We start from the raw sequence: 12,663 nt of genomic DNA, 5'->3' as shown, positions 1-12,663 counted from the left end.
CCGGTGCGGGAGGGCCTGTTGGGTCCCCACCGAGTGGGCCGGCGGCAGTGGGCGCCGGCCGTGGACAGGGGGGTTCCCGCCGTGCAGCGGGGCCTGTCCGACCGGCTGCGCAGACCGTGCAGCCAGTGGTTGTCGCTCGGGGGTGAACGCCAGTGGATCGGATGCGGGACATGACTCCGTTTCCCGGCGCTCTCCTTCCCGAGGACGTAGCACTTCTCCCATCCCAGGACGGGTCTCATGCCCGGCCGGAGATGTACGTCCGAGAAGAAGGAGCAAGTTATGAGTTCCCAGGTTCGCGGTGGGACGAGATGGAAGCGTTTCGCTCTGGTCATGGTGCCCAGCGTCGTCGCCACGGCGGCGGTGGGCGTCGGTCTCGCGCAGGGTGCGCTGGCCGCGTCGTTCAGCGTGTCCGGCCAGGAGTTCAAGGTCCGCACCGACCGGCTGGAGGGCAAGGACTTCGTCCAGTACGGCAGCGTCGCGGTCGGCACGGACATCGAGGGCAAGAAGGACGCGGCGCACGCGGTCGCGGTGTCCGGCTTCAGCTACGCCGAGATCACCAACATGTGCCAGTCGGTGGTCACGCCGGACGTGCCCCTCTTCGGTAACGTCAGCCTCAAGCTGGAGGCCGGTACGAAGCCCGACAGGCCGGTCGTGGCGACCAACCTCTACCTGGACGTCTCGCAGCTCGACGCGGACGCCGAGTTCAAGAACATCGACATCGGTGTCGCCGCCGGCTCGCTGCAGAAGGCGGACAGGCCGGGGAGCATCGGCATCCAGCCCGGCACGAAGGCGAAGGCGGGAGGCTTCTCGCAGCGCGCGGAGACGGCCGTCCTGACCGGTGTGGAGCAGAAGGCGTGGGCGACCACGGCCGGTACCTTCAAGCTCAGCGACCTGAAGCTGAGGCTGCACACGGGCAAAAAGAAGGAGTGCTTCTAAGCACTCGCCCGGGTGGCCGGACCGGTCCCTGCCGGGACGTCCGGCCACCCCCTCTCCTCTTCTCAGCGCAGTACCGGTTCCAGGGAGCTGTTTTCCATGAGCCCCGAGTCCACAGGGCAGAACAAGCACAACCTCACCGTCTACCGGCGGGGATTCCGTACCTGGCGGGGCAACCGGCCGTTCTGGGCGGGTCTGTTCACCATGATGGGCGGTGTGCCCATCGCCTACTTCCCCTATGCCAACCTCAACGTCGGCAACATGACCCTGGCGATGTCCACCACCGCCGGCGCCGGATCGCTCATCATCGGGGTCCTCCTGATCACGCTGGGCCTGACGATGTGGTTCCACCACATCGTCCGGGTGTTCGCCGGTGTCGCGGCCATCCTCCTCGCGCTGATCTCCATACCGATCGCCAACATCGGCGGCTTCGTGATCGGCTTCGTCTTCGCGCTCCTCGGCGGAGCCCTGTCCGTCTCCTGGGCGCCGGGCGAGCCGCAGGCGGACGGGCCGAAGACGGACGGGGCGTCGGCCGACACCCCGCTCGACGCCCCGCGTCGGGACGAGGCGCAGCACCCCGAGGCGCTGTCACTGGACAAGGGGCGGCCGGAGAGCGGGTACGCCGAGGACGCCCTGCACGGCGCGACCGTGCCGCAGCAGGCGGCCGACCACGGCACGGCTCCCGGGTACGACGGGGGGACCCACCGTGCGGGGTGACGACGGGCAGCCGACGAACGCGTACTCCGGTGAAGACCTCCGTGAGCGCAAGGGCCCCCGCCACGCGGCCCCCAAGAAGTCGCTGCTGACCAAGCTGCACATGCCGAGCGGCAAGAAGGCGCTCGCGCTCGCCGCGATGCCGACCGCGGTCTTCATGGGCATGGGCCTCACGCCCAAGCTCGCCATGGCGGACGGCAACGCGGACATCCCCTTCGCGCCGGGACCGTGCGTCACCCGGTCCGACGAGCCGAGCGCGTCCCCGTCCGAGACCCCGAAGGCGACCCCGACCCCCTCGGACCCGGCGGGCAAGGACGACCGGCCGGGCGACGGCGACGGCGAGCCGGCCCCGACGCCGACGCCCTCGGCCACCGGTCCGGCCGCCGGGGACCCGGCGGCGGACGAGAAGCCCGACGCGTCGGCGGACCGTGCACAGAAGCCTGTCGCACAGAAGCCGGCTGCACAGAAGCCCGCCGCGCGGCCCAGCGCCGCCCCGGAGCCCACGAAGTCCAGGCACCCGCTCGACCCGCTCGGTCTGGGCGACGCCCTCAAGGACCTCTTCGACGGCCCGGACAAGGGCAAGGGCGCGGCAAAGCCCGAGGAGACGGCGAGCCCGTCCCCGAGCCCGACGACCGCGTCCCCGAAGCCGGCCGACAAGGCGAAGGCTCCGGAGAAGGACGCGGCGAAGGACTCCTCGGGCAAGGACGCTTCCGGCAAGGCGAAGGAAGCGTCCGACAAGACCGCCGACGCCATCCGCGAGGCGGCCGGGAAGGCGGGCAAGGACGTCGAGGAGCTCGACGAGGACGTCAAGGGACTCGACCCCAAGAAGGACGAGGACATCCCGGACGGCGCCAAGCCCCGCTTCCCCTGCCCCGAACCCGACCCGGAGGCGCTCGCCGCGGCCGCCCTGGAGCCCGGCATCCCGCTGCTCCCGGCCGACCCGTGGATCCTGGAGTCCTCGCTGCTCACGCTCAACGGGCTGGACTACAAGGGGATCGTCGAGGTGAAGAAGGCGGACGGCAGCATCAAGAAGGTGCTGAAGTTCACCGCGAGCTCCATCGACATCAAGGACCTCCACCAGCTCACCGTCGGCCCGGCGGGCACCACGGGCCATGTGAAGTCGCGGCCGGGCTCCACGTCGACGATCCGCAGCGGCACGGTGACGATGTACACGGAGGAGCTCAAGGGCAACCTCTTCGGCCTCATCCCGATCACCTTCAGCCCGCAGACCCCGCCGCCGCTGAACGTGCCCTTCGCCTTCTTCACCAAGGTGAAGGTGACCCAGGCCGGCCAGTTCGGCGGCACGCTCAAGGTCCCCGGCCTGAAGAACTACCTGGACGGCGGCACGAGCTGACCCGCCGCCACCTGATCCCGTCCGGGAGCCGCAGGGAGCCGTGGGCCGTACTCCGCATGAGGGGTACGGCCCACGGTCGTCCGTCGCCGGGGACTTCGACCTCTCCGTACGCGAACGGGACGGCGTACTCGTCCCCGTGCCGGACTCCGTCCGGCGGCCGTTCAGTCGATGCCCCGGCAGATGTGCGGCTCGCTCCCGTCGTCGTCCGCGTCCCCGGCCAGGAGCAACGGCACCCACAGGGGTACGACGGGGAGGGGGAGGGTGGGCAGGGTCAGGGGCACGGGCGGTGGCTCCACCGTCTCGGGGCCCAGCAGCATCGTCTCCATTGACGAGTCCTCCTTCGCGATGTGCGGTGCGTGCGATCAGGCGTGGCAGGCGGGCAGCCCGCCGTTGAAGGCGACCATCTCCTTGAACGAGGCCGCCACGTCGATGCGGGCGCCCGGGGCGAGTCCTTCGAGTTCGGCGTACGCGCGGTGCAGGTTGCCGACCAGCCGCTCGGGGTCCAGCAGCTCGCCGAACGCGCCGAGGTCCGCCTCCCGGGCGGCCCGCAGCGCGTCCACGCCGCGCCGCAGGCCGTCAGCGGCGAGCTCCTGGATGCGGACGAGGTACGCCCGGGTGGCGTCGATGAGTTCGGGGCCGCCGACCGGGCCGTGTCCGGGGACCACCACGGCGGGACCGAGGGCCCGCAGCCGGTCCAGGGCCTTCAGCGAACCGGTCACCGATCCCATCAGGACGTACGGCGTCACCCCCGACCAGACCACGTCCCCGGTGAACAGGACGGAGCGCTCGGGCACCCAGGCCACGACGTCGTTCGCCGTGTGGGCGGGGCCCACGTGGAGGAGTTCGGTACGCAGATCCCCCTGGCGCAGGGTGAGTTCGTCGCGGAAGGTGAGCGTGGGCAGGGTCAGCGGGGTGTCGCCCCACTCCACGTCCGGCCACAGGTGGCGCAGCCCGAGACCGGCCTCCGCCGTGTCCGCCCGGGTGCCCTCGTGGGCCACGATCACCGCGCGCGGGGCGAACTGCCCGTTGCCGAAGGTGTGGTCGCCGTGGAAGTGCGTGTTGACGACGTGGTCCGGCCCGTCCGGCACGATCCGGGCCACCTCCTCGCGCAGCCGCCGGGTGCGCGACTCCGTGGCCGCCGTGTCCACGAGGACGGCGGAGTCCCGGCCGACGACCAGGCCGGCGTTGTTCAGACACCAGCCGCCCTCGGGCTGCACAAAGGCGTACACCCCGTCCGCGACCCGCTCCAGCGTGCCCGGCGGGGCGACCCCGGCAGACGCGGGGGCGGCCGTGACGGGAGCCGTGGCCGTGCTCATGCGGCGGCCTCCGGGGCGGCGGGCAGCCGGCCGAAGCGGCCCTGGTGGAAGAGGAGCGGGTCGGCGGCGGACCCGCCGCCGGACAGGGCGACCACCCTGCCGACGAGGAGCGTGTGGTCCCCGGCGGCGTACTCCGCCTCCAGCACGCACTCCACGTACGTCTCCGCGTCGGGGAGCACCGCGTTGCCCGTGACGCCCTCCTCGGCGGCCAGCCGCAGCATCGCCGCCCGGCCCTCCGAGCGGTCGGGGCGGCAGAACTCCTGCGCCAGATCGCGCTGCGACTCGGTCAGCACGTTCACCGCGAAGCTCCCGGCGCGCGAGATCCGGGGCCGCATGCGGCCGTCCGCCTTCACGGAGACCAGGATCAGCATGGGGTCCAGCGACACAGAGGTCAGGCTGTTGAGCGTCATCACGATGGTGGCCTCGCCACTGCCCTGGGTGAGCAGGGTGACGCCCGTGGGGAAGCGGCCCATCGCGGCACGGAAAGAGGCCACGTCGGGCTCGGCCAGCAGTGCGCCGGCGGTCACAGCGGTCATGTCAGTTACTCCGATTCCGCCCGTGCTGACAGGGCGTCGTGGTCAGGGGTTGCCGAACTGCTCGTCGACGGCTGAGCCGCTCGACGGTCGCTCGTCGGTCGCAGAACCGTTCGTCGTCGGGGATCGTGGGCGTCAGTAGTTGCCGAGGCCGCCGCAGACGTTCAGGGCCTGGGCGGTGATCGACGCGGCGGTGTCGGAGACCAGGTAGCCGACCAGCCCCGCGACCTCCTCGGGGGTGGAGTAACGGCCCAGCGGGATCTTGGCGTTGAACTTGTCCTGGATCTCCTGCTCGCTCACCCCGTAGTGGCCCGCGTAGCCCTGGCGCACCCGCTGCGCCATCGGGGTCTCCACATAGCCGGGGCAGACGGCGTTCACGGTGATGCCGGTCGCGGCGAGCTCCTTGCCCACGGCCTTGGTGAAGCCGATGACCCCGTGCTTGGACGCCGAGTACGGCGCGGCCAGCTCGACGCCCTGCTTGCCGCCGGTGGAGGCGATGTTGACGATCCGCCCCCAGTCGCCGTCCCGCAGGAGGCCGGTGCTCAGGACCTCGCGGGTCACCCGGAAGGTGCCGTTGAGGTTCGTCTCGATCACGTCGTCCCAGAGGGAGTCCTCGATCTCGGCCGTCACCCCGCCGCCGCCCCGGCCGGCGTTGTTGACCAGGATGTCGATCCGCCCGTACTCCGCCACCGCCGCCCGCACGGCCTCCTTGATCTGTTCGAGGGAGGTCACGTCACACACGGTTCCGGCCACTTCGAGGCCCTCCTCGCGCAGCTCCTTGACCACGGTGCGTACGCTCTCGGCGCTGCGGGCCACCCCGAACACCGCGATGCCCTGCCGGGCCAGCAGCTCCGTCACCGCGAGGCCGATCCCGCTGGTCGCACCGGTGACGAAGGCGACCCGTCGCCCCGAACCCGCCGCCGCGCCCGTCCCCGCAACCGTCTCCGTGTCTGTCATCGTGCTCTCCCCTTCGATCGTCCCGATCCGGTTCGCTCGTCCCGATCCGGTCCACGTCGGCTCGACGGTGGGCCCGTCTCCTTGCGGGGTTCTCGGGCGGCGGTGGAGGCCCGGTGGACGGCCCTGTTCGAGCTGAACTCGACACGCGGCCTAGCGGGGGCCGTCAGCTTGGGCTCCATTCGATGCGGCGACCGGGCGGACACCCGGCTGGAGCGAGGAGGCCCCGTGCCCGAGCAGACGCAGACCCTGCCCGATGTCAAGAAGTCGGTGACCGTGGCGGCGACGCCCGACCAGTGCTTCAAGGTCTTCACCGAGCGCCCCGGGGACTGGTGGCCGCCGAGCCACATCCTGGTGCGCAAGGAGCGGGCCGGACTGGCCTTCGAGCCGGGTGTGGGCGGGCGTTACTACGAGTGGGACGTGGAGGGCGCCGAGATCGCGTGGGGCCGGGTGCTGGAGTGGCAGCCGGGCCGGCGGGTCGCGATGACCTGGCGGATCGACCCCAACTGGCAGTCCATCCCCACGGACGACGGGGCCAGTGAGATCGAGGTCGACTTCGAGGCCGTCGACGCCGGGCACACCAAGGTGTCGCTCGCCCACGTCAAGCTGGACCGGCACGGACCGGGCGCCGAGCGGATCTTCAAGGCGCTCGACGGCCCGAGCCCGGGCGAGACGCTGGAGCGCTTCGCCCGCGCCGTGGCGAACGGGGCCGGAGCATGAGCGTCGACACCACAGCGGCCCCCGCCGCCACCGCGACCGGGCTCGTCGGAGCGGCCGACCGGCTGCGCCTGCTGGCGGCCCTGCACGCGGGCGACGCGGACACCGGACGGGCCCTGTCCCGCGAGGTCACCGACGCGATCCGGGAGGCCGGGTTCGCCCGGCACTTCGTCGCGGCGCGGTTCGGCGGCGCGGAGGGCTCCTTCGACGAGCTGACCCGCGCGGTCGTCTCCGTCGGCCAGGGCTGTGCCGCCTCCGCGTGGTGCGCCTCGCTGGCCGCGTACTCCGCGCGCTTCGCCGCCCATCTGCCCGAGGAGGGCCACCAGGCGCTGTGGGGGACGAGTCCCGACACCGTCGTGGCGACCGGGCTGATGCCCGCCGGGCGGGCCAGGCCGGTGGACGGCGGCTGGAGCGTCACCGGTCAGTGGGCGTACGTCAGCGGGGTCGACTTCGCCGACTGGGTCATGCTCTGCGCGGCGGTCGCGGGCGCGGAAGGGCCGCCGCAACTGCGCTTCTTCACGCTGCCCCGGGGCTCCTACAGCGTGCGGGAGACCTGGGACAGCGTCGGGATGCGCGCCACCGGCAGCCACACGGTGGTCGTCGACGACGTGTTCGTACCGGCGCATCTGTCCTTCGACCGGACCGACATGCTCACCGGGCGCAACGCCGCCTCCGGCGTCCCCGCGCACAACATCCCCTTCCAGGCGGTCGGCGGGCTCACCTTCATCGCCCCGGTCGTCGGAGCCGCGATCGGAGCCCTGGAGGCCGCGGCCGGATCGGTCACCGGCCGGCGGCGCAACCAGACCGCCGAGCTCACCTTCGTCCGCGCCTCCGGCCGGATCGACGCGGCCCGCGGCCTGGTGGAGCAGAACGCCCACGTCCTGGACCACCGGCTGTTCACGCCCGAGCACATGGCGCGCAACGAGCGCAACGCCACGTACGCCGCCGAGAGCCTGCGCGAGGCGGTCGCCCTGCTGGTGAGCGCGGCCGGCACCGGCGGCCTCGGCGAGGGGCACGCGCTCCAGCGGTTCTGGCGCGACATCACGTCCGCGACCAGCCATGTGGCGCTCCAGTACGACACGGCGGCCCGCAAGAACTACTCGGCGGTGCTGCTCGGCCCGGCGGAGTAGAGGAAGCCGCGCCGCGCCGGCGGCCGGGGGCGTCCGGGGGATCCCGGACGCCCCTTCCCGTTCCCGGCCCGCACCACCCTGCGCGGCCAACACGCTCCAGTTGCGGGCGACTTGGCCTCCATCGGCAGTACGTACGTTGGCCCCGACCGGTAACGCCTAGCGGAGGTTTCATCGTGACAGTCACCCAGGAGACGGCCACCCAGGAGACGGCGCCCCAGGGCACCGGCTGCCCGGTGGCGCACACCTTCCCCTTCAGCGGGTCCAGCTACCGGGGCCCGGCCCCCCTCTACAGCCGGCTGCGCGACGAACAGCCGGTGGCGAAGGTGCCCACGGCGGGCGGTGTGGACGCCTGGGTGATCACCCGTTACGAGGACGTCCGCCGGCTGTCCGCCGACCCCCGGCTCAGCCGCGCCCAGGCATGCGGGGAGGCCGCCCCGCGCGTGGGCGGCACCATGCACACCACCCCGGAGATGATCATCTCCCTGGACGCGCCCGAGCACTCCCGGCTGCGCAAGCTGGTGGCGGGCGCGTTCACCATGCGCCGGGTCGAGCGGATGCGGGAGAACGTCCAGCGGGTCACGGACGAGCTCCTGGACGACATGGAGGCCAAGGGCGGGACCGTGGACCTGGTCCAGCAGCTCGCGGTGCCGCTGCCCCTGACCGTCATCGGTGAGCTCCTGGGCGTACCGGCGGAGGATCTGCGGGAGTTCGAGCAGTGGGCGCGCGCCTTCGCCACCGTCGACGACCGGGCCGGCGGTGAGGCGTCGCTGCACGCCCTCGGCAAGCTCAGCGAGTACATCGTGGGGCTGATCGCGGAAAAGCGGGCCAACCCCGCCGACGACATGCTGTCCGAGCTCATCGCGGCCCGCGACGAGGGCGACCGCCTCAGCGAGCCGGAGCTGGTCACCTTCGGCTTCACCCTGATCGGCGCGGGCTTCGACACGACCGCCAACCAGCTGGCCAACTCGGTGCTGGCCCTGCTGGTCGACCACCAGGAGCAGTGGCGCTACCTGGTCGAGGACCACTCCCGTATCCCCAAGGCCGTCGAGGAACTCCTCCGGCACGTCAACCTGTTCGCCACCGACACCTCGGGCTTCCCGCGCATCGCGGCCGAGGACATCGAGGTCGGCGACGTGACGATCCCCAAGGGCGACGCGGTCCTGCTCTCCCTCGCGTCGGCCAACCGGGACCCGGAGGTCTTCGACCAGCCCGACCGGCTCGACCTCGGCCGGGAGCGCAACCCGCACATCTCCTTCGGCCACGGGATGCACTACTGCCTGGGCAAGCACCTGGGGCGCATGGAGATGGAGATCGCCATCGAGGGCCTGGTGCGGCGCTTCCCGGACCTGAAGCTGGCGGTGCCGGAGAGCGAACTGCCCTGGCACACCGGGGAGATCAACCACACGCTGACCAGCCTCCCGGTGGTCCGGGGCGACTGACCCCCGACGCGCGGCCGAAGGCCGGTCCCCGCCGCGGCGGGGACCGGCCTTCGCGCGTGTACCCGAGAAGAACCACGCTGCCCCTCAGGACCACGCTGCCCCCGGGACCACGCTCCTCCCGAGAGCCACGCTCCCCGGGCATGCGAAACGGCCCCGGCCCGCCCCTTCGGGCGACCGGGACCGTTCCGTACGGTCGGTGGCAGCGGGTCAGCCGGCGTCCTTGACCGGGCCCATCAGCGCGAACCGCGCCCCCTGGTCGTCGGAGACCAGCGCGGAGCGGCCGAAGGGGCTGTCGGACGGCTCCCGGCTGACGTCACCGCCCAGCTCCCGGACCTTCGCCACGGCGGCGTCCGTGTCCTCGACGGAGAAGTACACCAGCGCGTGCGGCGGGACCTCGGCGGGGATGTACGAGCCCATCTGGAGGCGGGCGGCGACCGGGTACGGCGCGCCCGGCAGCGACCAGAGCTTGAAGTCGAACTCGCCCTCGGAGACCTGCTGGCCCTCGTAGCCGAAGACGGCCTCGTAGAAGGGGTCCACCGCGGCCTTGTCACGGGTGTAGATCTCCGGCCAGAAGAACGAGCCGGGGGCGCCCTTCAGCGCGAAGCCCTCCCGGCTGCCGGCCTGCCAGGCGCCGAAGGAGGTGCCGCCCGGGTCGGTGGAGACCAGCACCGTGCCGGCGTCCGCGATCGGCAGGGGGCCCGCGGTCACCTTCCCGCCGGCCTCGCCGATCCGTACCGCCAGCTCCTCGACGTCGGGCGTGGACAGGTAGAGGTTCCAGGCCGCCGGGGCGCCGTCCCGGGCGGGGACGAGCGCGGCCACGTCCTTGCCGTCCTTGAGCGCGGGCGTGTAGTGGCCGAACTCCTCCGCGCCGGGCTGGAAGGTCCAGCCGAACAGTTCGCCGTAGAAGCGCTTGCCGGCCTCCAGGTCGGGCACGGTCACATCGGCCCAGCAGGGGGCTCCAGCGTCGAACGAGGTCATGTTTCGCCTCTCTCATCTGCACAGGGTGAGCGGGTGGTCACGGTGGCTTCGACGCTAATCGGGGCCGCTGGAGTCCTGGACGAGCCGCGCCCGCGTCCGGCTCGCGGGAGCCGGGGCGCGGGCGTCGGCCGGTGGGGGGCCTTCGGTGGGGGCGTACGGGGTCAGCGGGCCGGGCGCGCCCGGGTGGCGACGGCCTCGACGGCGATCGGGCCCTGCGGACTGCCGTTCTCCTCGACCGTGACGAAGGCGTGGGCGGTGGAGGTGAAGCGCTTCCCGGAGATCCGCCCCAGGTGGATCGCCTCGACGTCGCCGGGGTACTGGGCGTCCGGCGGGCCCGGCGGGTGGGTGACGTAGAAGGTGAAGGTGCCGTCCCTCCGCTCGCTCCAGAAGCCGCTTCCGGCGAACTGGGGCTGCCCGTCGTCGCCGACCGGCCCCACGACCGTCAGCTGGTGGTTCGGGAGGAAGACGAAGCGCGAATCGGTGACGGTGGTCCCGTCCGGCGAGTGGACCGTCACGCTCAGGTCCCAGGCGCCGGCCAGGGTGACGTGCTTGACGTGCTGGGCGGGCTTGCCGTGGCGGGCGGACGTCTCACCTGCGGTGGCCGTCGCGGTGCCCACCCCGGTCAGGACGGCGAGCACGGCGAGCCAGACCCCGATCAGGCGGAGTACGGCCGGGCGCCGGGCGCGCCGCCGGCCGCCATCGGCTCCGGCTGTCGGCCGCGGGGGCGGCGACGTGGTTTCAGACATGGGCGGTGTGCCTTTCCTGGGTGGGTGCGCTGCTCCGAACGGGTGTGGGGGGACGGGTGAAGGTCTTGAGGTCGAACCCGGGCCGCCGGACCGTCCCGGGCGACAGGTCCGTGCCCGCCGCCAGCAGCCGGCGGCTGATCCCGTGGTCGGCGGGGCGGTTCAGCGACTCGACGCCGACCAGCCGCCCCGCCCGGAAGCAGAAGACGGAGAAGCGGCCGCCCGCCACATCGCCCACGGTCACGGTCTCGTCGTGGTCCGCGGTGAGCCCCGCCATCTGGAGCCGCAGCGCGTACTGCTCGGACCAGAACCAGGGCACCGCGCGGTACGGAACCGGCTCGCCGCAGATCGCGGCGGCCACGCACCGGGCCTGGTCGGTGGCGTTCTGCACCGACTCCAGGCGGATGTGGCGGCCCGCGTGCGGGCTGGGGAAGCGGGCGCAGTCCCCGAGCGCGTAGACGTCGGGGTCGTCGGTGCGCAGCCGGTCGTCGACCACGACGCCGTCCCCGACCGTCAGGCCCGCGTCCAGCGCCAGTTCCGTACGGGGCACGACGCCGACGCCCACGACGACCAGTTCGGCCGCGATCCGCTCGCCGCCGTGCAGCTCCATCACCTGGACCCGGCCCGCCCCGTCGCCGTACAGCGCGGACACCTCGCGGCCCAGCAGGACCCGGACGCCCGCCGCACGGTGCTCGGCGACGACGCGCTCCGACATCGCGGGCGTGAGGGCACGGGCCAGGGCGCGCTGCTGCGCCTCGACGACCGTCACCTCGTGGCCGAGCCGGCGGGCGGTGGCCGCGACCTCCAGGCCGATGAACCCCGCGCCGACCACGACGATCCGGCGCGGCGGCCCGTCGAGCCGCAGCCGCAGGGCCTCCGCGTCCGCCAGGTCGCGCAGCGTCAGCACCCCGGCCAGGGACGCGCCGGGCACCGCGAGCGTGCGGGGCCGGCAGCCCGTCGCGAGGACCAGGGCCCCGTAGGGCAGGCGCAGCCCCGACTCCAGTCGTACGGCGCGCCGTTCGCGGTCGATCGAGGCGACCCGCTGACCGGTCATCAGTTCGATGTCCTGGTCCGCGTAGAAGGACGCCGGCCGCAGGGCGATCTCCTCGGCCGGGACCGTGCCCGCGAGATAGCCCTTGGACAGCGGAGGCCGCCGGCCCGGGAGGTGCGGCTCGTCCCCGATCAAGGTGACGCGCCCCTCGAACCCCCGGCCGCGCAGGGCCGCCGCCGTCTCGAACCCGGCCTGGCCCGCGCCCGCCACGACGACGGATCCGGCGGCCATCAGCTCTGGGCCTCGGGCAGGTGGACCAGCAGCCCGTCGAGCGCGTCCGAGACCGGCAGCTGGCAGCTCAGCCGGCTGAAGTCGGAGCGCTCGCAGGCGGTGCCGTACAGCACGTCGTCCTCGACGGAGTCCATCTCGGGCAGCGGCAGCGTGTTCGACGGGTCGATGTACACATGGCAGGTGCCGCACTGCGCGGAGCCGCCGCACTGGGCCTCGATGCCGTCGACGTTGTTGAGTTTCGCACCGCGCATGACCGTGTTCGGGGCCTCGACGTCGACGACGGTGACGGTTCCGTTCGGATGTTTGTAGGTGATCTTGGCCATGGGCGAGCTCTCCTAGTGGCATATCGGTCGGCCGGCCGTGCGGAGGTACGGCACCGGACTGTGGGACAGCTCCCTGCAGGCGCGGTGGAGCGCTTCTCGACCCCGGCGGCGGCCCGGCCCGGGTGCGCGCGGGCCGGGCGAGGGGCTCGGGCCGGTCGCTGCGGCGGGTCGTGCGGTCTCGGCCCGGGCGGCGGCCGCAGATCGTGCGGGCGGCCTCGGCCCGGGCGTGGCTCGGGCCCGTGCGGCC

Annotated in this window: 14 protein-coding genes; 6 read left to right on the top strand and 8 right to left on the bottom strand. The window is 72.8% G+C overall.

Annotated elements, in window-relative coordinates:
* The first annotated feature begins 279 nt into the window (after positions 1-279).
* The 3 genes from ACLJPL_RS12555 (at position 280) to ACLJPL_RS12545 (ending at position 3,001) form a co-directional block, all read left to right on the top strand.
* On the top strand, positions 280-936 hold the full coding sequence (locus ACLJPL_RS12555) for a DUF6230 family protein (protein ID WP_411080849.1): 657 nt from the start codon (positions 280-282) through the stop codon (positions 934-936).
* A gap of 96 nt (positions 937-1,032) precedes the next feature.
* Positions 1,033-1,650, top strand: coding sequence for a DUF6114 domain-containing protein (locus ACLJPL_RS12550; RefSeq protein WP_411080848.1), 618 nt, complete (start codon positions 1,033-1,035; stop codon positions 1,648-1,650).
* Positions 1,640-3,001 carry a hypothetical protein gene (locus tag ACLJPL_RS12545; protein WP_411080847.1) on the top strand — a complete coding sequence of 454 codons (1,362 nt, stop codon included), beginning with the start codon at positions 1,640-1,642 and terminating at the stop codon, positions 2,999-3,001. Before ACLJPL_RS12550 ends, ACLJPL_RS12545 begins: the two co-directional genes overlap by 11 nt.
* 161 nt (positions 3,002-3,162) lie before the next feature.
* Here ACLJPL_RS12545 and ACLJPL_RS12540 read toward each other — a convergent pair whose 3' ends face one another.
* From ACLJPL_RS12540 to ACLJPL_RS12525, 4 genes are all read right to left on the bottom strand, one after another.
* On the bottom strand, positions 3,163-3,327 hold the full coding sequence (locus ACLJPL_RS12540) for a hypothetical protein (protein ID WP_411080846.1): 165 nt from the start codon (positions 3,325-3,327) through the stop codon (positions 3,163-3,165).
* Between the two features lie 36 nt (positions 3,328-3,363).
* A complete protein-coding gene (locus ACLJPL_RS12535; RefSeq protein WP_411080845.1) occupies positions 3,364-4,317 on the bottom strand; it encodes an MBL fold metallo-hydrolase in 954 nt (317 codons plus the stop codon).
* On the bottom strand, positions 4,314-4,853 hold the full coding sequence (locus ACLJPL_RS12530) for a flavin reductase family protein (protein WP_411080844.1): 540 nt from the start codon (positions 4,851-4,853) through the stop codon (positions 4,314-4,316). Before ACLJPL_RS12530 ends, ACLJPL_RS12535 begins: the two co-directional genes overlap by 4 nt.
* Positions 4,854-4,985: 132 nt before the next feature.
* Positions 4,986-5,807 (bottom strand): SDR family NAD(P)-dependent oxidoreductase, encoded by an 822-nt coding sequence (locus tag ACLJPL_RS12525; protein WP_411080843.1) that lies wholly within the window; start codon positions 5,805-5,807, stop codon positions 4,986-4,988.
* 225 nt (positions 5,808-6,032) lie between these two features.
* On the opposite strand from ACLJPL_RS12525, the gene ACLJPL_RS12520 reads away from it, so the two are divergent.
* From ACLJPL_RS12520 to ACLJPL_RS12510, 3 genes are all read left to right on the top strand, one after another.
* Complete coding sequence (locus ACLJPL_RS12520) at positions 6,033-6,524, top strand: SRPBCC family protein (protein WP_411080842.1); 492 nt, start codon at positions 6,033-6,035, stop codon at positions 6,522-6,524.
* On the top strand, positions 6,521-7,651 hold the full coding sequence (locus tag ACLJPL_RS12515) for a hydrolase (RefSeq protein WP_411080841.1): 1,131 nt from the start codon (positions 6,521-6,523) through the stop codon (positions 7,649-7,651). Before ACLJPL_RS12520 ends, ACLJPL_RS12515 begins: the two co-directional genes overlap by 4 nt.
* A gap of 173 nt (positions 7,652-7,824) precedes the next feature.
* On the top strand, positions 7,825-9,090 hold the full coding sequence (locus ACLJPL_RS12510; RefSeq protein WP_411080840.1) for a cytochrome P450: 1,266 nt from the start codon (positions 7,825-7,827) through the stop codon (positions 9,088-9,090).
* A gap of 207 nt (positions 9,091-9,297) precedes the next feature.
* On the opposite strand, the gene ACLJPL_RS12505 is transcribed toward ACLJPL_RS12510, so the two are convergent.
* From ACLJPL_RS12505 to ACLJPL_RS12490, 4 genes are all read right to left on the bottom strand, one after another.
* On the bottom strand, positions 9,298-10,068 hold the full coding sequence (locus ACLJPL_RS12505; protein ID WP_411080839.1) for a VOC family protein: 771 nt from the start codon (positions 10,066-10,068) through the stop codon (positions 9,298-9,300).
* A 161-nt stretch (positions 10,069-10,229) separates the two neighbouring features.
* Positions 10,230-10,814, bottom strand: a complete 585-nt coding sequence (locus ACLJPL_RS12500) for a hypothetical protein (RefSeq protein ID WP_411080838.1) — start codon at positions 10,812-10,814, stop codon at positions 10,230-10,232.
* The gene (locus ACLJPL_RS12495) at positions 10,807-12,093 is read right to left on the bottom strand and encodes an NAD(P)/FAD-dependent oxidoreductase (RefSeq protein WP_411080837.1); all 1,287 of its coding nucleotides are present in this window, start codon (positions 12,091-12,093) and stop codon (positions 10,807-10,809) included. The genes ACLJPL_RS12500 and ACLJPL_RS12495 overlap by 8 nt, the downstream gene beginning before the upstream one ends.
* Positions 12,093-12,416, bottom strand: a complete 324-nt coding sequence (locus ACLJPL_RS12490) for a 2Fe-2S iron-sulfur cluster-binding protein (protein WP_411080836.1) — start codon at positions 12,414-12,416, stop codon at positions 12,093-12,095. The genes ACLJPL_RS12495 and ACLJPL_RS12490 overlap by 1 nt, the downstream gene beginning before the upstream one ends.
* Positions 12,417-12,663: the final 247 nt, after the last annotated feature.

It is taken from the genome of Streptomyces sp. cmx-18-6 (assembly GCF_046548915.1).
Classification (GTDB): Bacteria; Actinomycetota; Actinomycetes; order Streptomycetales; family Streptomycetaceae; genus Streptomyces.
The sequence above is the reverse complement of the archived record's forward strand: the minus strand, read 5'-3'. Positions and strand labels throughout refer to the sequence as shown.

Excerpts from the sequence above, each read along its gene's own strand:
- ACLJPL_RS12495 (WP_411080837.1), bottom strand. The coding sequence starts at position 12,093 with ATGGCCGCCGGATCCGTCGTCGTGGCGGGCGCGGGCCAGGCCGGGTTC.
- ACLJPL_RS12555 (WP_411080849.1), top strand. The coding sequence starts at position 280 with ATGAGTTCCCAGGTTCGCGGTGGGACGAGATGGAAGCGTTTCGCTCTG.
- ACLJPL_RS12525 (WP_411080843.1), bottom strand. The coding sequence starts at position 5,807 with ATGACAGACACGGAGACGGTTGCGGGGACGGGCGCGGCGGCGGGTTCG.
- ACLJPL_RS12505 (WP_411080839.1), bottom strand. The coding sequence starts at position 10,068 with ATGACCTCGTTCGACGCTGGAGCCCCCTGCTGGGCCGATGTGACCGTG.
- ACLJPL_RS12490 (WP_411080836.1), bottom strand. The coding sequence starts at position 12,416 with ATGGCCAAGATCACCTACAAACATCCGAACGGAACCGTCACCGTCGTC.
- ACLJPL_RS12500 (WP_411080838.1), bottom strand. The coding sequence starts at position 10,814 with ATGTCTGAAACCACGTCGCCGCCCCCGCGGCCGACAGCCGGAGCCGAT.
- ACLJPL_RS12535 (WP_411080845.1), bottom strand. The coding sequence starts at position 4,317 with ATGAGCACGGCCACGGCTCCCGTCACGGCCGCCCCCGCGTCTGCCGGG.
- ACLJPL_RS12515 (WP_411080841.1), top strand. The coding sequence starts at position 6,521 with ATGAGCGTCGACACCACAGCGGCCCCCGCCGCCACCGCGACCGGGCTC.
- ACLJPL_RS12530 (WP_411080844.1), bottom strand. The coding sequence starts at position 4,853 with ATGACCGCTGTGACCGCCGGCGCACTGCTGGCCGAGCCCGACGTGGCC.
- ACLJPL_RS12550 (WP_411080848.1), top strand. The coding sequence starts at position 1,033 with ATGAGCCCCGAGTCCACAGGGCAGAACAAGCACAACCTCACCGTCTAC.
- ACLJPL_RS12540 (WP_411080846.1), bottom strand. The coding sequence starts at position 3,327 with ATGGAGACGATGCTGCTGGGCCCCGAGACGGTGGAGCCACCGCCCGTG.